At 45.6% G+C, this 20,637-nt stretch carries 15 protein-coding genes; 5 read left to right on the forward strand and 10 right to left on the reverse strand.

Going from position 1 to position 20,637, the window contains the following annotated elements:
* Window positions 1–28: 28 nt before the first annotated feature.
* Entirely contained in the window at window positions 29–790 is a 762-nt protein-coding gene (locus tag BGK61_RS05690) for a SapC family protein (RefSeq protein ID WP_014999279.1), read from the reverse strand.
* 369 nt (window positions 791–1,159) lie between these two features.
* On the opposite strand from BGK61_RS05690, the gene BGK61_RS05695 reads away from it, so the two are divergent.
* Window positions 1,160–2,410 (forward strand): dipeptidase, encoded by a 1,251-nt coding sequence (locus BGK61_RS05695; RefSeq protein ID WP_076010821.1) that lies wholly within the window; start codon window positions 1,160–1,162, stop codon window positions 2,408–2,410.
* An 85-nt stretch (window positions 2,411–2,495) separates the two neighbouring features.
* Here the strand turns inward: BGK61_RS05695 and BGK61_RS05700 are convergent, their stop codons facing one another.
* The 6 genes from BGK61_RS05700 to BGK61_RS05725 form a co-directional block, all read right to left on the reverse strand.
* Window positions 2,496–5,753 (reverse strand): efflux RND transporter permease subunit, encoded by a 3,258-nt coding sequence (locus BGK61_RS05700; RefSeq protein ID WP_076026027.1) that lies wholly within the window; start codon window positions 5,751–5,753, stop codon window positions 2,496–2,498.
* Window positions 5,746–7,443, reverse strand: coding sequence for an efflux RND transporter periplasmic adaptor subunit (locus tag BGK61_RS05705; protein WP_076011888.1), 1,698 nt, complete (start codon window positions 7,441–7,443; stop codon window positions 5,746–5,748). Before BGK61_RS05705 ends, BGK61_RS05700 begins: the two co-directional genes overlap by 8 nt.
* 5 nt (window positions 7,444–7,448) lie before the next feature.
* On the reverse strand, window positions 7,449–8,849 hold the full coding sequence (locus tag BGK61_RS05710; protein WP_076011887.1) for a TolC family protein: 1,401 nt from the start codon (window positions 8,847–8,849) through the stop codon (window positions 7,449–7,451).
* Between the two features lie 188 nt (window positions 8,850–9,037).
* On the reverse strand, window positions 9,038–9,637 hold the full coding sequence (locus BGK61_RS05715) for a hypothetical protein (RefSeq protein WP_014999284.1): 600 nt from the start codon (window positions 9,635–9,637) through the stop codon (window positions 9,038–9,040).
* A 104-nt stretch (window positions 9,638–9,741) separates the two neighbouring features.
* Window positions 9,742–10,827 carry an alpha/beta hydrolase gene (locus tag BGK61_RS05720; protein ID WP_199820722.1) on the reverse strand — a complete coding sequence of 362 codons (1,086 nt, stop codon included), beginning with the start codon at window positions 10,825–10,827 and terminating at the stop codon, window positions 9,742–9,744.
* 84 nt (window positions 10,828–10,911) lie between these two features.
* Window positions 10,912–11,652: a glutathione peroxidase gene (locus BGK61_RS05725; RefSeq protein ID WP_014999286.1), complete on the reverse strand. Its 741-nt coding sequence runs from the start codon at window positions 11,650–11,652 to the stop codon at window positions 10,912–10,914.
* 225 nt (window positions 11,653–11,877) lie between these two features.
* On the opposite strand from BGK61_RS05725, the gene BGK61_RS05730 reads away from it, so the two are divergent.
* The 4 genes from BGK61_RS05730 to BGK61_RS05745 all read left to right on the forward strand — a co-directional run bounded on the left by BGK61_RS05730 (window position 11,878) and on the right by BGK61_RS05745 (window position 15,454).
* Window positions 11,878–12,573 carry an AAA family ATPase gene (locus BGK61_RS05730; protein ID WP_014950447.1) on the forward strand — a complete coding sequence of 232 codons (696 nt, stop codon included), beginning with the start codon at window positions 11,878–11,880 and terminating at the stop codon, window positions 12,571–12,573.
* A complete protein-coding gene (locus BGK61_RS05735; RefSeq protein ID WP_076011886.1) occupies window positions 12,533–12,862 on the forward strand; it encodes a replication protein RepA in 330 nt (109 codons plus the stop codon). The genes BGK61_RS05730 and BGK61_RS05735 overlap by 41 nt, the downstream gene beginning before the upstream one ends.
* A 123-nt stretch (window positions 12,863–12,985) precedes the next feature.
* A complete protein-coding gene (locus BGK61_RS05740) occupies window positions 12,986–15,118 on the forward strand; it encodes a tetratricopeptide repeat-containing diguanylate cyclase (protein WP_076011885.1) in 2,133 nt (710 codons plus the stop codon).
* 18 nt (window positions 15,119–15,136) lie between these two features.
* On the forward strand, window positions 15,137–15,454 hold the full coding sequence (locus BGK61_RS05745; protein WP_076011884.1) for an ADP-ribosylglycohydrolase: 318 nt from the start codon (window positions 15,137–15,139) through the stop codon (window positions 15,452–15,454).
* 97 nt (window positions 15,455–15,551) lie between these two features.
* Here BGK61_RS05745 and prsR read toward each other — a convergent pair whose 3' ends face one another.
* From prsR to BGK61_RS05760, 3 genes are all read right to left on the reverse strand, one after another.
* Window positions 15,552–16,913, reverse strand: a complete 1,362-nt coding sequence (prsR, locus tag BGK61_RS05750; protein WP_076011883.1) for a PEP-CTERM-box response regulator transcription factor — start codon at window positions 16,911–16,913, stop codon at window positions 15,552–15,554.
* Between the two features lie 80 nt (window positions 16,914–16,993).
* Complete coding sequence (gene prsK, locus BGK61_RS05755; RefSeq protein ID WP_076026028.1) at window positions 16,994–19,108, reverse strand: XrtA/PEP-CTERM system histidine kinase PrsK; 2,115 nt, start codon at window positions 19,106–19,108, stop codon at window positions 16,994–16,996.
* Between the two features lie 223 nt (window positions 19,109–19,331).
* Window positions 19,332–20,456, reverse strand: coding sequence for a beta-ketoacyl-ACP synthase III (locus BGK61_RS05760; RefSeq protein WP_076011881.1), 1,125 nt, complete (start codon window positions 20,454–20,456; stop codon window positions 19,332–19,334).
* Window positions 20,457–20,637: the final 181 nt, after the last annotated feature.

Raw genomic sequence — 20,637 nt, forward strand, 5'->3', positions numbered from 1 at the left:
GTTTTTGATATTCAGAATTGAGAAGCTATTAAGCTTTTGGTGCCGCTTCAGCGTCAGCTTTAACCGCTGAAAGTTGCATGCTGCGAATTGGGTTCGCGGTGTCATTAGAAAGCTCAACAAGGCGGTTAAGCTGGCCAACAGACATCATAACTGCATAGATAGCGCCTAGGAAGCCTTGCTTATGTAGCTCAAGTACCTGCTCTTCAGGTAGCTCAAGAAGCTTCTTCTCGTTGATGCTCATCATGCCAGTAACGTTGCGCTGCTTACCGTCTTGGTAAGTAAGACGAATTTGGATTGGATCAAGAAGGTCTAACTCAACAACTTTAGCAACAAAACGCTGTGTTAGCATTTCGCTATTCGCAAGGTCTGCTAGGAATTTCTGACGGCTATCAAGGAACTCGCTTGCTTCACCAGCTTCGGTAAACAGAGGCTGACCTTCGTCAGAGATAAGATCAGAATTTTCATCAATGTAAACACCAAGCTTGTCGCCGTCCGGACGTACGTCGAATGGGTAGCGAAGAATGTTCATTGGTACGTGAGGACCTTTCCAGCTGTCGCCAGTAAGGAAAAGGTTTTGACCTTGTTCCATACCTAGCATAGTAACTACGTGGTGACGCTGAGTGTTAGTGTCTTCGATAAATACTAGCGGCATAGTTGCTGCTAGTTGAGCAAACTCACGGATTGATGCTGCTGCAAGGTGTGTACCTTTCGCAAAGCTGAAAGATGTATTTACCGCAACCTTTAGGTCTTTATGCTTTTCTTTATCTAGCGGTACAAAATTAATAGCCATATTTATTTCTCATACTTGTTAGCTGTGGCCCCGGCTTGATTATGTGAGAAGAGCGGGTGCCACTAAAAATTACGTCGGCCGCGCTGATGCATATTTGTCATCGATAGTTGGCGGAGCGCTTGGGAGTATCCCGTATTCGCGCAATGAAGTCACGCAGTCTTCACCATAACAAGTTTTAAATTTTTATTGCAATGTAAACTTGAAGTAAACAAGCACAAGCGCTCTAAAAATGAGCAATTATGGGTAATTTAGAGGTTAATGAGAACAATCAGTAGTAAATGCTTGGCTAATGAAAGCCTATTGTCGCGATATGCATTATCCTTTAGTCTCTACTAATCCAAGCGATGATAAACAAAATAAGGATTTTCTATGAAGGGGCGCTTCCCACTTTCATCTTGCGCATTAATTATCTCTGCGCTTTTTGCTTCACACTCTGTACTTGCTGAGACCTCTACTTATTCAGCATCTGAAAAAGCTATCAACATCGCGAAAGAAACCATTATTGTAGATGGTCACATAGACGTTCCTTATCGCGTAAAGGAAAAATGGGTTGATGTCACTAAAGCCACGCAGGATGGCGACTTTGACTACCCTCGCGCAGTAGCCGGTGGTTTGAACGCCCCTTTTATGAGTATTTATGTTCCCGCTAGTTTAGACAACTCCCCAGAGTCTACACAGCTTGCCCATGAGCTCATCGATTCAGTAGAAGCCATTGTTGCCCGCGCACCTGATAAATTTGCCATTGCTAAAAGCCCTTCTGACGTAAAATCCCAGTTTGAAAAAGGGTTAATTTCACTACCAATGGGTATGGAAAATGGTTCTCCTATTCAAGGTGACTTGGCGAATCTAACGGCTTTTTACGAGCGAGGCATCCGCTACATTACCCTCGCTCATAGTCAATCCAACCACATTTCTGACTCTTCGTATGACCTGCGCAGAAAATGGAAAGGCCTTAGCCCGTTTGGCAAAACCTTAGTGGGCGAAATGAACAACATCGGCATTATGCTAGATATTTCCCATGTGTCTGACGACGCCTTTTATCAGGTTATTGAGTTAACAAAGGTGCCAGTCATAGCATCACATTCTTCACTGCGCCGCTTTACACCCGGTTTTGAGCGCAACATGGACGACGAGATGATCAAAAAACTCGGCGAAAATGGCGGTGTTATTATGATTAACTTTGGTTCTAGTTTTGTTTCTAAAGAAGCTGGCAAGTGGCGTAGTGGCCTTACTGCAGCGCGCAAAGCGTTGGTTGAAAAAGAAGGCGAAGACAGCCCTAAGCTAGAGAACTTTGAAGAGAATTATCGCAAAGAAGTACCTTACCCTTATTCAACCCTTGATGAAGTGCTTGACCATATCGATCACGTGGTAAAACTGATTGGTGTTGATCATGTAGGTATTGGTTCAGACTATGACGGTGTAGGTGACTCACTCCCCATTGGGCTTAAAGATGTGGCGAGTTTTCCAAACCTAGTACAAGGATTGCTGGATAGAGGTTATAGCCGTACCGACATTGAAAAGATATTGAGCGGAAACCTTTTACGCGTTTGGCAACAAGTTGAAGACTATGCGGAAGATTATGCGGAAGGTTATGCAAAAGATCAGGCGGCAGCGCACTAGTCGCGCAACACTTTAAAAATGAAGCGTAGGGAAGCGTGTTATCGCTTCCCCATGCTTTATCTACTCTACTACACTTTCAACTCTATTATTTTTTGCGTGACACAATTAAGTAAAACGCGCTTGGCAATACCAACAGCGTTAATACCAGTGCACTCGCCATACCGCCTACCATAGGCGCCGCAATGCGCTGCATCACCTCACTACCAGTTCCAGTGGCATAAAGCACAGGCAACAAGCCCACAATAATAGAAAGCGATGTCATCATGACTGGGCGAAGTCTTGCCGAGGCGGCATGGACAATAGCCTTTTTCACAAGCTCATCTTTTTTAGTGTTGCCATTTTCTGTTGCGTGGCTAGTGAGTGCTTCTGATACATATTGGTTTAGATAGACCAGCATGATAACGCCTATTTCTACCGCTACACCTGCTAAAGCAATAAACCCAACACCTACCGCCACCGACAGATTGAAGTTAAGAAGGTAAAGCAACCATACACTGCCCACCAGCGCCAACGGTAAGGTAGCGAGTATGAGTGCCACATCGCGAAGGCGTTTAAATGCCAGATAAAGCAAAAGGCAGATAATGGCCAACGTTAGCGGTATAACCACCGACAGTTTTGCTTTCGCGCGCTCAAGGTAAGCAAACTGCCCCGCCCACGTAATGGAGTATCCAGTGGGTAAATCAAGGTTCTGTGACAAATGACGTTTCGCGCTATCTACATAACCCCCTAAGTCAATACCCGTGGCTGAGTCTGACGAGATATCAATGTATACCCATCCGTTTAATCGGGCATTTTCGCTTTTAATCCCAGCCGGCCCGTCGTCAATACGCACGGTCGCGACATCGCCAAGGGTAATGTGAACACCGCTTGGTGTGACGAAAGGCATGGATGCTAAAGATTCAGGCGTATCGCGGTAGTGCTGTAAAAAGCGCATGGCAATAGGAAAACGCTCACGCCCTTCCACCGATTGTGTAACCACTTTGCCGCCCACTGCCGAGCCTACAATACTGTGAACATCGTCTATCGTCATGCCGTAGCGCGCCGCCAACTGCCTGTCGATATCGATATAAACGTAACGGCCACCCACCACACGCTCAGCGTATACTGATGCTGTATTGGGCAGGTCTTTAAGCAGTATCTCAATATCCTTTCCAATGGCTTCAATGCCTGCTAGATCAGGCCCCGCAATCTTAATCCCAACAGGGGTTTTTATCCCGGTTGCCAACATATCGATACGGGTTTTAATTGGCATTACCCACGCATTGGTCAGCCCTGGAAATTGCACCAGAGCGTTAAGCTCTTCTTTGAGCTTTTCAGTGGTCATGCCCTCCCTCCACTGCGCTTTCGGTTTAAGCTGAATGAAGGTTTCAATCATCGTCAATGGTGCAGGGTCTGTGGCCGTATCTGCGCGTCCAATTTTCCCGAATACCGTTTCTACCTCGGGCAAAGTTGCAATAAGCTTATCCGTCTGCTGTAAAAGCTCTCTGGCTTTACCCACTGAAATACCCGGATAGGTAGTAGGCATATACATCAAATCGCCTTCGTCCAGTTCGGGCATAAATTCGCTACCTAGTTGGCTTAACGGCCAGTACATGGAAAGCAATAAGCAAAATGCCCCCGCCAAGGTGAGCAGTGGGTAGTTAAGCAGCCGCGTTAGCAATGGCTGATACACACGTTCTAAAGCTCGATTTACCGGGTTCTGAGCTTCAGATCGTATTTTTCCGCGTACGAAATAACCCGCCAGCACAGGAACTAATGTAATTGCCAGCGCCGCAGCTGCTGCCATGGCATAGGTTTTGGTAAAGGCAAGAGGCGCAAAAAGACGCCCTTCTTGTGCTTCTAATGCGAAAACAGGAATAAAGGATACGGTTATAATTAGGAGCGCAAAGAATAAAGCTGGGCCAACTTCTGTGGTCGACTTAATCACCAGTTCCCAACGTTTTGCTGCCGAAAGCTTTGCAGATGTTGGCGCAGAGGTTGGTATAGATGTTCGCGACTGGGCACTCCCTGTCCCCCCCTGACTTGCTGAATCCCTTTGACTCGCTGAGGCTCCCTGACTTGATGAAACAGCATGCTGATGAATGTGCTTGTGTAAATTTTCAACCACAACAATAGCGCCATCCACCATTGCACCGATAGCGATAGCAATGCCACCTAAAGACATGATGTTGGCATTGAGTCCCTGCAGCTTCATTACGATAAAGGCGGCGAGAATACCAATAGGCAAACTGATTAACGCAACCATAGATGAACGTATGTGAAACAAGAAGATAGCGCATACCAAACCAACAACCAGCAATTCCTCAACTAGCTTATTGGTGAGGGTATCGACGGACTTATCAATAAGGGTGGAGCGATCGTACACGGGGACGATATTCACCCCTTCCGGCAAGCTCGCTTTTAATGAATCCAGCTTGGCTTTGACCGCATCGATAGTGGCTTTTGCGTTTTCGCCATAGCGCATAACTATAATGCCACCCACGGTTTCGCCATTCCCGTTTAGTTCAGCAATACCGCGGCGCATCAACGGGCTTTCTACCACTTGTGCTACATCGTTAATCGTTATGCTAACGCCGTCCTTTATAACACCTGTGGGCAACGCCAGTATGTCGTCAATGCCCTGAATGTAGCTCTGCGCACTAACCATGTACTCTGCCTCGGCCATTTCAATAACCGAAGCGCCTGACGCGCGGTTACCCCGTTTAAGGGCAATTTCTAACATGGATGGCTGAATGTTGTAGGCACGTAATTTTTCAGGGTCGACAATAACTTGGTATTGTTTAACCATCCCTCCAACAGACGCAACTTCAGATACGCCTTCAACTGACTGAAGCTCAAACTTTAAGAACCAGTCTTGCAACGCCCTTAACTCACCAGCATCTAGCGCATTTGGCTGACTAGCATCGTTTTCCAACGCATAAATGTAAACCCAACCTACCCCTGTCGCATCTGGACCTAGTTGAGGTGTCACGCCTTCTGGAAGTTGCGAAGACGCTTGGCTTAGGTATTCCAGAACTCGGCTTCGAGCCCAGTACATGTCTGTATCGTCATCAAAGATTATATATACGTAGGCATCGCCGAAGAATGAATACCCTCGCACCGTCTGTGCGCCAGGCACTGACATTAGCGCAGAGGTGAGAGGAAACGTCACCTGATCTTCCACCACTTGCGGCGACTGACCGGGATAGTTTACTTTCACTATGACTTGGACATCAGATAAATCAGGGATAGCATCAACGGGGGTGTTTTTCACCGCCCAGACACCAGCAATACTGAGCATAATAGCGCTCAGCAATACCATTATTCTATTGTTTACCGACCAGCGAATTACCGATTCAATCATGGTGCATATGCTCCTTATGATTTATCGATTTTTGTTCTGCCGACTTGTGAGCATCGCTTTGGTTTTCATCGCCCTTCCGCTCGCCTGCATCATGTTTATGATTGCTGTGACCTGAGTCCTGCACCATGCCCTTGTCCACCGCATTTTCACTACGCTTTCGCATATCAATAACCGTGAATTCTTCGCCAGTCACAAAGGTGAACATGATGTTGTCACCTTCACTAAACTGAGATAAGTCTATATGCTTTGATACCGCAAATGACATTGTCGCAGGTCCCCGCCCCCATTTTTCAATCGGCCCGCGAGCGATTACTAACTTTGCGTTATTCGAAGCGCCATTCGTTTCAGTGTCAGCTGGCAATTCAATTGCCTCAATTGTACCTGTTGTCGTGGCCTGGTGATCGGGCGCTTTCATTCGCTCAAAGTCACTGCTTTTCGACGACTCTGAATCAATCAAAAATTGTGCTGATACCACCACATCATCCTCTGGGAGCAAGCCTTCAACTACTTCAAAATGTGTACTATCGCTTTGCCCCAGTGTTACGCGTACCGACTTAAAATTGCCATCGCCATCACTGAGTACCACTTTTGCGCCCTCAGCCGTGCGAATAACAGCGCTGCGAGGAACCAGTAACGCTGCCTTGCGTTGAGTAGGCGTAATTACAACGTGAGCAAACATATTGGGCTTTAAAGTATGATTGTTATTGTTTAGCGGTATGCGCACTTTCAAGGTTCGGGTTGTTTCTGACAAAGACGGATAAATATACTCTACGTGACTTTCCCATTTAGCATCAGACGCATGGTCCATTTCGTCGAGGGTAACCACAGCGCCATTATGAGGCGCTATGACTTGCGCGTACTTTTCAGGCACCTCTGCAATCACCCACACCGTATCTAGCTGTGCGATGCTCATCAAGGTTGTCCCGGGCTGAACGTAAAACCCCTCCCGAATATTCAGCGCTTCTACTACACCGCTTTGCGGCGCATTAAATATGACGGTTTGTGCTACCCGTCTACTTTTCTGCAATTCTTCGATAACGCCCTTTGATAGCCCTAGAGTTTTTAGGCGCTCGGCTGCGCCCTGAATTAAACGTGAATCTCCTCGCTTAAGAGCTAAAACGTATTCTTCTTGTGCGCTAACTAATTCTGGCGAATACAGGGTATAAAGTGCCTGTCCTTTTTCTACTTGCTCACCTTGAGATTTAATGAAAAGCCTGTCGACCCAACCTGATACTCTAGGGTGGATGTGCACAATGCTATCTTCATCGTAGGCAACGTTGCCCACCGCCGTTACGGTCTGTTGAAGTGTTCCAATGGTAACGGGCGCGATTTTAACACCTATATTGTGCTGTACATTTGGCGCAATCATTACGGTACCAGGCGTACGCTCATTACTTTTCGCAGATGTTGCTTCGTCGTTGGCGTATACCGGCACCAAGTCCATTCCCATCGGTGACTTTCCCGGTTTGTCACGGCGATAGCTGTCATCCATAGGCGCTACCCAATATAAAGGGGCTTTATTGTCAGCTTCGTCGCTGTGGGCACTTTCGTCATTTCCGTGTTTTGATGAATCAGACAACAATAGTGAGGCCAAGCCGAACGCTATCAGGCCGCCAAATAGCAGACCTATTAGCAAGCCCTTTATTAGCGTGCTTTTTGTATCTGGAGCAGGGTTAGTTGAAGATGTCATATTAACTACTCTTTATTCGAAAAATGGGCGTGAGTGGGCAGGTACAAATATGCAAGTGACGCCAATGTTCTGGCGCGCTCGATGTCGATTTTGAGTAAATCATCCTGTACCTGTACTTGCTTGAGGTTGGCATTGACAACATCACCGATATCACCGGTGTCTGTGGTATAAGCTGTCAGTTCAGCTTCAGAAAGTTGCTGTGTTTCACCAACTAACGCCGTTTCATAAAGCGCTTTGCGCTCACTTAGCGCTGACAAGCGTGATTTAAGCACCTCTGCGTTCGCGGCAAGCTCGTTCACTTTCAAGCGGAAGTCCGTTTCAGACGCACTCATTTTGGAAGCCGCAGCGGCTATTGAAGCGTCTTGACGAGACTTATTGAAAAACGGAAGGTCTACTTGAACACCCAATGACACAAAGTCAGCCCGGCTTGCGCCATTTTGCGCGTCTTGTCTGTATCCATAGCTTGCTTCAAATGCCCACTGAGACTTAGTTTGTTCTCGCGCTATATTTAGATTTTGCGCCTCTATCTGGGTTTGAATCTTAAGTAATGTTGCCTCGGGGTGATGCTGTAGTATTGAAAAAGGCTCACTGCTCTCAATAACCGTCAAGAATGAAGATAAACTAAGGTTGCTGTCATTTAAAATGGCATCGACTTCAATGGCGTCTTGTGTTGATTGAGTCAGGGGCGCGCTTACAGATTCATCTAGCGGTGCACCAAACCATTTTGAAAGTGCAGATCTCGCTTCATTTTTTTGCTGATAGGCCTGCACGTATTTATCGTCTAAAGACAACAATGCCAAGCGCACTTGCAATATGTCTTGCTGCGCCGCTGCACCAACGCCTTGGCTGTATCTGGATTCAGTAAAATCGAGCAGCTGTGTAAGCAATAGCTTCTCTTTGTCTAATAAGCCAAGGCGACGTGTTGCGTAAACCCAGTTTAACCAGGTAAGCGTGACTTCACGCTTAAGCCACGCCTTTCTCGCTTGGCTCTCTACCGACATTTGATCAGCCATAACTTGATACTTTTGCTGGCTGTAAAGGTTTTCATCGCCTCGCGGTAACTGCTGCTTCAAACCAACTTTAAATTGCGTCATAGGCTCTTGGTCAAATGCGAAGCCGTCTGTAGGCAAGTTTTGCACAGACGCTGAAACCTGAGGGTTTGCCCAATATGATGACGCTTCTGCTTCTGCATTAAAGCGATCCTTGCGATGCGCATTCCCTTTGAGTAAAGGGTCGTGTTGAATAGCTAGCTGCAGCGCGTGTTCTAAGCTTAACGGTTGCGCCTTAGCAGGCTTGATAAACAGGAGAAAAGAAGTAAGCACGAAAAATACGATAAACACTGTGCTTGCGCTACAGGGCCTACCAGCGCTAACGCCCTCTTTATTAGATACCAAATAAATGCTCATGGGTAACATCACTTTTCAAGCGTAATGCGTGTTGAATTCGTCTGCTTTTCGCTGCCTTTGACAAAGGCAGTTAGCAAAAAAGCGTGCCACGCGTTACAGAGATAAAAAGGTTGGAGGCACTTTAAAACGAAGTAAGGACTTCGTTAGATAAAATACATCCCTATGCGAAACAAATCCGCAAGATAGATCTATGCTGTGAGCAGTGATTTAGGTGGGCGAAACTGACCAAAATGAAGGGTTTTGCACTGTCCTAAAACAGGGGCAGTGGCCGCCATTCTCGCTACCAATACTTCGGTCTCGAAAGTAGGCTGTAAAAGCGCGGTTGCGCTTAGGTTTAGACAGTGATCGGCAGGACAGTTGCACTCATCCTTGCAACAAGGCATGTTGTCCATTTCCGCTGTATTTGCGCTATCAAACGCTGCATCGCCGACTTGACTCATTTTGTCTGCATTGCTGTTCGCAGTGAATGCCGCATCTTGCGATGACATTCCCTGATGTTGGCAATGTGTGTTCGAGAATTCGGATGGTCCCGCAGGCTTTCTAATTACACCGTTTTTTGCGTAGGTGTTACCCTCTGCATCTGACAAATAAGTTGAATGAGAAGCATGAGACGAAACAGAATTTTCTGCCATCGCAGATACAGAATGAGTGTGGTTGAAAGTATGTTCAACAGACACGGCGCGACCTGATGACACAATGGACATCATCAAGAAGAATATAAAAACTAACGAATTGACGTTAGATTCTTTATACCATTTAGGCGCTAAACCAAACTGAAACTTACTCAAGTGCTACTCAAAGGGTTTCTGTGTCATTGATAATATGGGTTAAATAATAGCTTGTTGTCGAGAGCCAGTAAAGCTCACTTATAGCGCATACTGGCTCCAACCTTCTAGAATTGCGACAAATAATCCTGCAACATCAAGCTCATGGTCGGGAACAAGGGGTTTGCTTTAGGTACCGCACACTCTTCTTGCTGATTAACCATGTTTGCATTGAAATTCATTTGTTTAAGCAGTCGAGGACTAACGACTAAGTCTGCGTGGCACAACGCATAAGACTCATCAATAACAAAAAAGGTATTAGGGCCTTTACTCGCTTCCATTAACTGCTCTACGCCATAAATAGGCGTAGTCACATCGGCTTGAGAGTGAGCAGCAAATAGAGGCACGTCCACTTGCTTGCCTTCTTCGACTTTGTCGCGAATGGCGTTTATTAAGTCCATTAATTCCAAACCAGCTAAGCCCGCCACGTTAGGGTATTTATAGGGGTTGGGACCATGGGTTTGATAGCTTCCATCAATAATTCTGGCTAAAAGCTTAATTCCCCAAATTCGAGACATACTCTCGGCGTTATCAGACAGCGCCAGTGCACCAGAAAATAACATAAGACCATCAATATTACTTGCATCGCTATCGGCACTATCCAGGTAGTGTTCAACCGCTAGAGCTCCACCTGTAGAGAAACCTCCTACAAGTAAGGTATCTCCCATGCTGTCAGCCAATGTAATGACTTCATCAACATGCCCCTGCCATCGCTCGGCTAAATCCCAGTCAGACATGTCATCATCTGCATCTCGCTTACCATGCCCAGGTAAAAGTGGCACCACCACAGAAAAGCCTTGCTCAAATAGGATACTAGCTATTTCACGCATGAAGAAAGGTGAGTCGCTAAGGCCGTGGATAAGCACGGCAACCTTGCTACTTGATTTGTTTGTTAGCATGAAGGGGGCGTTCCCTTCGTTGCGCAGTACATTGCTGCATACCGAAAAACGATTCAGCGCCGTTTCTCTACACGGCTGGGTTTGCCCCCATTCTTTTTCATAAAATGCTTTAAACTGATTTTGCAGGTCTGAAAAACTTCTGCTTTTCATTTCGCTAGTATCGGGTATAGACAAATTTGCGGCTATAGCCATATTTGCACTTAAAAGCGCAACAAGACCTGTGAGCATTTTTACAAAAAACTTCGAGGACACCATTATTCTCCGCTACGGATAATTAATAAAAAACGGGAGCAGTTTACCATGCTCCCGTTTCTTGTGACGATTAATACGTATATTACGTTAGCTAAAGTAAACCTCTAAATCGTCAGAACCACCAATATGTTTACCACCGATAAAGACCTGTGGCACCGTTTCACGACCACTAATCGCGGTTAGACTGGTTAATGAAGCATCTTTACCCAACACAATTTCTTCGTAGTCATAGCCTTTTTCGTCGAGCAATTTTTTAGCTTTCGCACAGTACGGACAACCAGGTTTGGTGATGATAGATACCGGTGCGTTTGTTTGCTCCTCAGGTGCGATATATGCCAGCATGGTATCTGCATCTGATACTTCAAAAGGGTCGCCAGCTACATCAGGCTCGATAAACATTTTCTCTACAACACCATCTTTCACTAGCATTGAGTAACGCCAACTTCTTTTACCGAAACCCAAATCCGCTTTGTCGACTAGCATACCCATACCTTCGGTAAATTCTCCGTTACCGTCTGGTATAACGGTAATATTGGCTGCTTCCTGATCTGCTGCCCACGCGTTCATAACGAAGGTATCATTCACCGATACACATACAATTTCATCGATACCGTGTTTCGCAAACTTTTTGGCTAGGGCGTTATAGCGAGGCAAGTGGGTAGAGGAACAGGTTGGCGTAAAAGCCCCTGGAAGTGAGAACACCACGACATTTCTGCCAGAGAATATTTCGTCTGTCGTTTTCGTTACCCATGTCTCTCCTTCTCTACACGGAAACGACACGCTAGGTACTTTTTGGCCTTCTTTGGAAGTGAAGCGACTTTCTGACATAACAACCTCTTATCGGTAATCTCAATTATAAAGTAAGAAGACTAGAATGAGTTATTGCACAAATCAATAGGTATTGTCTTACATTCGTTAATATCGATTTTGATGCTGAATCCAGCAGCCAGCCTGCCTATGCTTTTATTCGAGATTAAGTACATCTAAGAAGCGCTTCTAGATTTACAAAGGGCTCACCATTTTAACGTACTGAGACATTTGAGGGTTATCACCATGATTATTTTGGTTGGTGGAGAAAAAGGCGGTAGCGGCAAGAGCTGCCTGGCACAAAACATTGCGGTGTATCTTCGCACTGAAAAGGGTGCCAAGGTCTTAATGGTCGACTGTGACCCGCAGCGAACTACGTCAGACTGGATTCAAGAGCGTAAAGCCAACCCTCGGCTTGCTGAAATTAATTGCGTTCAGTTATATGGAAAAATACGTAACGAATTATTAAGTTTGCGCCAATACTACGATTACGTGGTCATCGACTGTGGTGGTCAGGACAACTTAGCCCTTCGCTCATCAATGGCAGTTGCCGACCATATACTCATTCCGCTTAGACCTAAGCGCCGTGATTTAAAAACAGTACCTCATATGGAAGATATTTTATCTACCTGTAAAATGGTCAACCCTAAAATGAACGCGGCGTTTGTCATTACCCAGTGCCCTTCTCTTCCTAGCCTGGCAAACCGTATTCTAGAGGCAAAAGAAGTGTGCCGTTCCTTTGGTATTCCCGTCCTAAACTCTGTTACTTTTAGTAGAAACATGTATGACGATTCAGAAGAGTCAGGGCAGTCAGTTATTGAGAGTGAACCAGAAGGTAAAGCGGCCACAGAAATAAGAACCCTGTTTGAAGAGCTATTAGCTGGCAAAGTGGAGGATGCTTATGAGTTTACTCAACCTCAAAAAGTCGAAGCCGTTAGCTAAGCCCAACCTTCGCTCTGTAGAAGACTTTATCGATGACGCCTTGCTTTATGCCCAAGGAAATGTGGGTAATAAGGCAACGCCGGCAGTTAAAAACGAAATTAAAAACGTTTGTACCGACCGCGTTGTACCCATTAGAAAGCAGGCAAAATCAGAAGGTATGCGACATGCTACCTTTACGCTAACGCCGCAATGTATTGAAAAACTTGCAAACATTGCTCAAAAGACAGGAAAGGCCAAGTCTGCACTCATTCGCGAGTGGATTGATGACCACAGCAAAAAAGTAGACTAAAGTATAAATCCAAATACGTATTTCACTCGTTTTATCCTTCACAATAATAATGTTGCCTTGGCGTTAGCCTACTGGGATACTCAGCGACAGCATATTCTGACAGCGTATAGGAGATACAATCGAATGGGCCGTGGAGGATTTAGCACAGTGCGCGTGCTGGTGTGTGCCCTGCTATTTATTGTGCATGGCGCACAGGTAAAAACGGTGAAAGCATTCGAGCTTTTCAACACCGAGATTGCTGATGTCGAAAACCTTCTAAATGCCAAGCAGTATGCCGATGCCGACAGCAAAGCACTTCTTCTTTTAGAGCAAGCACTTCAACAGCAGCAAATGCCTGCTGATACGTTTTCTACTCTCGGTCTTTTACTGCAAGACGCCTCGCGATATGAAGTATCAAAAGCCATTTTTAACGCAGCCCTAGAGCGCTACACCACTGATGGTGAGTTAAATAAAATGGCGACAACGCTGCTACAGCTTGCCACGTCTGAAAGGCACCTTTCGAACTACGCGATCGCGCTGACGTACGTTCGGCGAGCCATGTCTATTGCTCAAATCGAACATGACGAATTACTTAAAGCCAGGTTGAATCTTGAGCTCGGCATTATTCAGCAAGAACAAGGCGAAATCGAAACCGCGCTTGAGCCATTAAAGCAAGCACTTAGTTACTTTCGTGAAAATAACATGGCGAGTGAAATGAGCCTTGCATTGCTGCGCATAGGCGAAATATACAGTTTACTCAACCAAGCTACGCTGGCCCATACCTATTACCAAGATGCTTTCGAAAGCATCGAATTGACTCAGGAAAATCGACTACTCGGTATTATTAAAGCGCGTATGGGCGCATTGTCACTAAAGGCGGGCTCGGTTGAACAAGCAATAAAAGACATTAACGAAGGTCTAGAACTATTAATGACCACCACTGATGTGGGCGCCATCGCTGAAGCTAAAATGCTGCTTGGCAGAGCGTTGGTGGAAAAAGGTGACACGAGCAACGGACGAGAATTGCTTCAAGAAGCCATGCGGTTTGCCAATTCTTCAGGTCAGGCGAAGCTGGTCAAAGAAGGAAGACTTGCTTTAGCTCAGGCCTATATGAAAGAACAGAATTTCGAACTAGCGCTAGAGGAGGCGCGTACCGGCACCATTGACGCTAGAAAGAATCGCGACCTCAGAGGGCAACTCAGCTTTCTTTCTCTACAGCTTAGTGCGTTCGTATCACTGGGCGAATTCAAAAAAGCGCTCGACATTCAATCTGTGATGCAGCAGTTACGTGAAGTACTACTTGATTCAGAAAACAAGTCTGCCATAGAAGGTCTACAGGCTGAAATCGAACTTGTTCGACAGTCCAGAACCTTAGAGAAATTAGAAGAATCAAAACAGTTAGCCCTCGCCCAAGCCGAGCGCGAAAACCTTCAGACCACTTTATTTTGGAGTATATCGCTGGCGGCAATGCTGCTAACCTTCTTGGTATGGAGCCGCTATAAACAGCGTCAGCAAACTATCATTCTGCGCCGCGAAGTTCGCCAACAAACCCTGACACTTCAAGAAAAAAATCAGGAGCTAGAAAGAGCGTATAAAACCCTTGAGGAAGTGAGCTTACGCGACCCGCTGACAGGTTTATACAACAGGCACTATCTCGAGTCTCAGCTTCCCGGAGAAATAAGACGAAGTCAGTTTTCTGCAAAGCAAAGCCCTAGCGTTGGTAAAAATAAACAGGACTTACTTTGCTTACTCGTTGATATTGACCACTTCAAACGCATTAACGACGACTACGGGCATATAGCTGGAGATAAAGTATTATCGGCATTCGCTCGTGTCCTAAAAGATGTATTTAGACAAACAGATTTAATTATTCGTTGGGGCGGCGAGGAATTTTTAGTGGTATGTCGTCAATCTAATCGGGAGGAGCTTCCTGATGTTGCCGAACGCTGCCGCGAAATGGTGGCGAGTACCCCTTTTGACATTGGCCTAGAAAAACCCATCAACATTACCTGTAGCATCGGGTTTTCATTGCTTCCTCCTGATAAGGAAGAAAACTTTGATCTTGCATGGAAGCGCACGTTCGCTGTCATCGACTACGCGCTGTATGCCACAAAACTATCTGGCAGGAATGGCTGGGTTGGGGTAATTGAAACGCTAAATACAGCAAAACAACAACCAACCCCTTTAGATACTAAATTCAATTTCCCTGGCTCTAGAATTGCCACGTCGTTCAACAACGTGGCAAGCATAAAATGGCCAGAGACTCTCGACAATTAGCGGCAGAGGAATAGAGATATGTATAGAGGAAGCTGTAGCTGCCTAGCGATACAATATGAGATTGATCAAATCGGTGAACTTGATGCCGATGACGAAACGCTAACTCATTCAGATACTAGTCAGTTGAGCGTTACCATTGAAAAGAAGCAACTGATTGTTGACTGCGCGCCTTCAGCACTAGCCCAACTGCACGAGTCTAGTGGCGAAACGCACCACGTGTGTAATATCTGTGGAAGCGTCATTTTCGTTGAGCGAGGTTGCAATAAAGTGTCGGTTGACGTGACCTACAGCGGCCACGACGTGTTAGCAGAGTCTCACCGCCAATTTGTGTTCTAAGTGAGTTGAAGGCAGTAAAGGTCGTCGAGAACACTTGTCGATGAGTCAAAGCAGGGTGAGAGGTGCGCCTCCCACCTGTATCGCATTAACGCCCTTGCTAGTCGTTGTTTTTAATATCTTCCATATGGTATTTGTCGATAAGCGAATACAGCGTTGGACGGGTCACCCCCAACAATTCTGCCGTCTTTGACATGTTTTTATCTGCTTTTTGATAAGCTCTTCGAATAGCGCGACTTTCAGCAATTTCGCGTACCTCCCGCAGATTTAACGTCTCGGGCTCATCAACATCATCTACCGGCATTAAACCTAAATCATCAGGTTGTATTACTGTACCTTCCGCCATAATAACGGCTGACTTCAGTTTATTCTGCATTTCCCGGATGTTGCCGGGCCACTTGTGTGCAAGCATGGCGTTAACTGCAGATTCCGAAAAGCTCTTCGCTTTTGCTTTGAATTCTTCGCGATAGATATTTAAGAATGTACGTGCCAGTAAAATAATGTCTTGGTCTCGGTCACGTAAAGGCGGGATCATGATTGGCATTTCTCCCACTCGGTAATACAAATCTTCCCTAAAAGTTTCCTGTGCCACCATCGCTTGTAAATCGCGGTGTGTTGCACAAATAACGCGGATGTCTACGGGAATTTCATTACGCCCACCAACGCGCTCTATCACCCGTTCTTGCAAAAAGCGAAGCATCTTTGCCTGCAGACCAATGGGCATATCACCAATTTCATCTAAAAACAGTGTGCCGCCTTGTGCCGTTTCTATTTTACCTATTGTGGTCTTGTTGGCACCGGTGAAAGCCCCTTTTTCATAACCGAACAACTCGCTTTCCAGTAAGTTCTCTGGAATAGACGCACAGTTAATGGCAACAAAAGGTTTATCTTTTCTAGGGCTGTGTTCGTGAATACTGCGCGCGAAGACTTCTTTACCAGTACCACTTTCACCAAGTAAAAGGGTGCTTATGTCGGTATTGGCAATTTTTTCGGCGCGACGCACCACTTTTTGGATAGCTTCGCTATTTCCAACAATTCTAGACATACCAGAGCGGGTGCGGGCAAGAATACTATTTTCATGCTCTAACTTAGAAAGGTTAAGCGCGCGGTGCACCAATAATTTGATGGTATCTGAATCGATAGGCTTTTGGTAAAAATCGTAGGCCCCAAAGTCGATAGCTTTTAGCGCGTTCTGCTTGTCATTATTACCCGTAACAACGATCACTTTCGTTCTGGGAGCGAGCGCAATAATATCGTGAAGAATGCGCAAACCTTCTGACGCATTAGCTGGGTCTGGCGGAAGCCCTAAATCGAGGGTAACAACCTTAGGTTCAAAACGACGAAGCTGAGCTATGGCAGACGTGTGATCATCTGCAAAAACAACGTTGTAATCTGTAAGACTCCATTTAAGTTGCTTTTGGATACCTAAATCATCATCTACTACCAAAATGGTATCGGTCATTTCATCATCCTATTATTCTACTTCATCCATCGAAGGGGTTTGGATTCGATATTATTTTATCCACTTTCTAGTTATACACTCTATCCTATCGGAAAATACAGCGTAAAACAGCTACCGCGTCCAGGTTCACTTTGAACAGTTAATTTGCCACCGATAGACTCAATGTACGTTTTTGCGTCATATGCACCTATTCCCATCCCAGCATTCCCTTTCGTAGTGTCAAATGGCTTAAATAGGCGCTCTTCAATAAATGCTTTATCCATACCCGAGCCCGTGTCTTCAATCATAACGAGCTGCGTTTTATTATCGGAATTAGCGGTAATCACCACATCAACTTCACCGTCATCTGCGGTTGCCTGCTGAGCATTGCTGATTAAGTGATAAAGAACATTGGCTACCTTTTCCCGGTCAACGTTGACGGCGGTTTCTTTCAACACATGCACAGTCGGAAGTGGATTTAACCCCGAACAGCGATTGTTTACCACATCCTTAGCAAGCTCTGATAATAAAAACTCCGAGTTTACGCCTTCCTCAACCGCTTTTTTGTCTGTGAGTTGTTTAAGCATCTTTTCCATTCTCGCCTTAGTATGTTCCAAGGTTTCAAACGTGTCTTCGATAAACTCTGGATTGTGTTTATGTTGCTGAGCATTGGCTAGGATTAAATCGACTTGGGCGAGCACGTTTTTTAAATCGTGTAAGACAAAGGCGGACATTCGGTTGAACGCTGCAAATTGAGCATTCTCAGCAACCACCTGCGCAGCCTCGTGGTGCTGCATGTAAGTACCTACCTGCTCGGACACAGCGGTTAGGTAGTCTTTTACTTCCCAGTTGAGACTGATTTTTTCGTAATCTCCTGACGCAAGAACAGCAAATCCCCATGGTTTTCCATCTTTTAAGAAAGGTACAAAAAGTTGATACCCCCACTTTTTGAGTGCGTCACGGTCTAACTTAAGTCCTTCGTAATCAAAGGGCTTAACCAAATATGCGTCTGTATCTATGATCCAACCGTTTTTATCACTGTAGGCTGCCAAGGTTTCTAAGATTTTACGGGTAGTGCTGCTTTCTTGTGAACTAGATGCCAGCTTATCAGTATCGGTATCGGTATCGGTATCGGTATCGGTATCGGTATCGGTATCGGTAGACACAGTATTGACGATAGGCGATGCCTCAGCTACACATTCATACCCATTCTGCGTCACTTTAAACAGCAAACCAGATTCATACTGGATAGCATTGAGCATCCCCGTCAGGCCAGCATGATAAACTTCAGATGACGTATCGCCAGCACGGGTGAGCCATTGGGTTAATTTTACCCATTCAACGCGATAGTCAAACTGGTTTGCAAAGAAGTGTTTTGTGATGAAAACTTTTATCTTTGTGCGAAAGCCATTCGACAAAAATACCGTTGCCAGCAATGCGAATGACATGACAACCAGTATAATTTGAACCGTGGGCCCCCAGTTTCCGCCCATATAATTGATGGCGTAGCCAACCACAGCCATCACAAAAAGATAACCGCCCGCCACTAACAATAGAGAACTGTGTAATACCACGTCTCGCGATATGAATATATCAATGCCCCAATGATGTATTCGTCGGATTGAAATAACGAGTAACGGCATCAACAAAAAGTAGATATAACCACGCGCCGCTATATAGCCAATTTCTACTTGGTTAACCATGGTAGCGTTTGCGTAGGTCACGAACTCAAACAGGTTGGTTGCACCCAGGTAAATAATAATAGGTTTAAACGCCCACTGTTCTCTCCCTGCTTGTCGATAGACGACTTCGAGAAGCACGAGGACTTCCAAGGAAAGTACGATAAGAATGAGAAAGCTCCACGCTGGATTTACCACCAACAAATAAGGAGCAAGTAATGCGAATAACGCAGGGGCGATAATAATTAACGTAACGGGGCGTTTTAAAACGTCGAAAATATTGTTGAAACTGGTCTGTATACAGCCAGCTAAGAAGAGAAGCCACGCAAGTTGTTTAAGAACATCTGCACTGAGTAACCAGCTTAGCGAAACAGCCCCAAACAGTGAAGTAATTAACGTAGTAGACCACAAAAATGTGGCCGCCGTTGCCAGTACCAGTAAGTGTTTAGCTACGCCGGGTTTGCGTACCGTTAACAGCAACAATAATAGGGCTAAGTGCGCCAGACTATTTAACCCATAGCCTACATCTGAAATCATCCTTTTTATCTCACCCTTATTATCTTTTTTTAGGAGATGTAATACAGGAACACATCGATGCACCGTCCCTGCTCTAACGACACTGTGTATCAGTTAGCGACTTCTGTTGTTCTTACTCGCGATAGCACCACGCTAAACGTTACTCACGCCAAGCCGTGTTCAACCAACGTTCTGCGTGTTTAATATCAACCGCATGCGCAGGCATCGCCTGCGCTTAGTTAAGCTACCTTTTTCGGATTACTAATGAGCCAATTGAGTACCCTGCACCAAAAGAGCAAAGCACGCCCACGTCACCAGCAACCAGGTCTTCATGGTTCAATCCAAAGGCAATCACAGAACCGGCTGAGGCTGTGTTGGCAAACTCGTCTAGTACAATTGGTGCTTCTGTACGGTCTGCGTCCCGTCCTAGTAGGCGTTTACAAATCAGCGTATTCATATTGATATTAGCTTGATGTAACCACCAACGCTTAACGCCCTCTGGCGTAATGTCGTGACTAGCCAAATGCGCTTCAATATGCGCTGCAGCCAACGGGCACACTTCTTTGAACACTTTGCGTCCGGCCTGGTGGAAAAGCTTGTCTGGCCCATACGGGTCAACATCTTCGGCGCGTGTCATATAGCCAAAGTTCGAGCGAATATTATTTGAAAACTTCGTTAAAGCTCTGGTGCTTAGTACGTCGTACACGTGCTCGCTTTTAGCTGTTTCAGCAAGCTCTAGCACCGTTGCTGTTGCTACATCACCGAAAATAAAGTGACTGTCGCGGTCAGCATAGTTAATTTGAGGCGACACTAACTCTGGGTTAATAACCAATACGCGGGTCGCATTTTTCGCACAAAGCATTTCATAGGCACGGTGCATACCAAACGTTGCCGCCGAGCAAGCAACTAACATATCAAAGCCAAAACCTTCGATATTAAGTGCTTCTTGTACTTCAATTGCAATCGCAGGATAAGCGCGCTGCGTGTAAGCACACGACACAATTACAGCATCAATCTCATCGGCAGTTACATTGGCAGATGCCATTGCTAACTTAGCCGCTTCGACGGCAATTTCTGCTTGGTGAGAAAGCTCGTCGTCTGCCCTTGGGGCAATTTTCGGCTTCATTCGAGTGATGTCTAAGGCACCCTCTTTCTGGTAAATGTAGCGACTCTTAATTCCCGATGCTTTTTCAATGAATTCTGCGCTTGAGTAAGGCATCGCAGCAACCTCACCTGCTTCGATTTGCGCTTTATTTTCTTCGTTAAACGCATCAACGTAAGCATTGTAACTATCTACAAGCTCTTCGTTAGTTATACTGTCTTTAGGGTGCCATACACCCACACCGCTAATCACAACTTGCTGAGACATAGGCATTCTCTATTTTTTATTAACACTACCGGTAGTATTAAGCATTGCGTTTCTTTGTGTCCTAAACGCATTAATACCAGTGCAATTGAGCCTTGCCGTATTCATATTCAAAAATACGACTGCGTTTTATGGGTTATAGCTTACCTCAATCCTCTAACGGTGTAACCATGGTGAACGCAAG

The sequence above is a fragment of the Alteromonas abrolhosensis genome (assembly GCF_001953635.1).
In the GTDB taxonomy this organism is placed as follows: Bacteria; Pseudomonadota; Gammaproteobacteria; order Enterobacterales; family Alteromonadaceae; genus Alteromonas; species Alteromonas abrolhosensis.

Coding starts and splice junctions, on each gene's coding strand:
- BGK61_RS05735 (WP_076011886.1), top strand. CDS start 12,533: ATGAGTTTACTCAACCTCAAAAAGTCGAAGCCGTTAGCTAAGCCCAAC.
- prsR (WP_076011883.1), bottom strand. CDS start 16,913: ATGACCGATACCATTTTGGTAGTAGATGATGATTTAGGTATCCAAAAG.
- BGK61_RS05740 (WP_076011885.1), top strand. CDS start 12,986: ATGGGCCGTGGAGGATTTAGCACAGTGCGCGTGCTGGTGTGTGCCCTG.
- prsK (WP_076026028.1), bottom strand. CDS start 19,108: ATGATTTCAGATGTAGGCTATGGGTTAAATAGTCTGGCGCACTTAGCC.
- BGK61_RS05710 (WP_076011887.1), bottom strand. CDS start 8,849: ATGAGCATTTATTTGGTATCTAATAAAGAGGGCGTTAGCGCTGGTAGG.
- BGK61_RS05700 (WP_076026027.1), bottom strand. CDS start 5,753: ATGATTGAATCGGTAATTCGCTGGTCGGTAAACAATAGAATAATGGTA.
- BGK61_RS05720 (WP_199820722.1), bottom strand. CDS start 10,827: ATGGTGTCCTCGAAGTTTTTTGTAAAAATGCTCACAGGTCTTGTTGCG.
- BGK61_RS05695 (WP_076010821.1), top strand. CDS start 1,160: ATGAAGGGGCGCTTCCCACTTTCATCTTGCGCATTAATTATCTCTGCG.
- BGK61_RS05730 (WP_014950447.1), top strand. CDS start 11,878: ATGATTATTTTGGTTGGTGGAGAAAAAGGCGGTAGCGGCAAGAGCTGC.
- BGK61_RS05760 (WP_076011881.1), bottom strand. CDS start 20,456: ATGTCTCAGCAAGTTGTGATTAGCGGTGTGGGTGTATGGCACCCTAAA.
- BGK61_RS05705 (WP_076011888.1), bottom strand. CDS start 7,443: ATGACATCTTCAACTAACCCTGCTCCAGATACAAAAAGCACGCTAATA.
- BGK61_RS05725 (WP_014999286.1), bottom strand. CDS start 11,652: ATGTCAGAAAGTCGCTTCACTTCCAAAGAAGGCCAAAAAGTACCTAGC.
- BGK61_RS05690 (WP_014999279.1), bottom strand. CDS start 790: ATGGCTATTAATTTTGTACCGCTAGATAAAGAAAAGCATAAAGACCTA.
- BGK61_RS05745 (WP_076011884.1), top strand. CDS start 15,137: ATGTATAGAGGAAGCTGTAGCTGCCTAGCGATACAATATGAGATTGAT.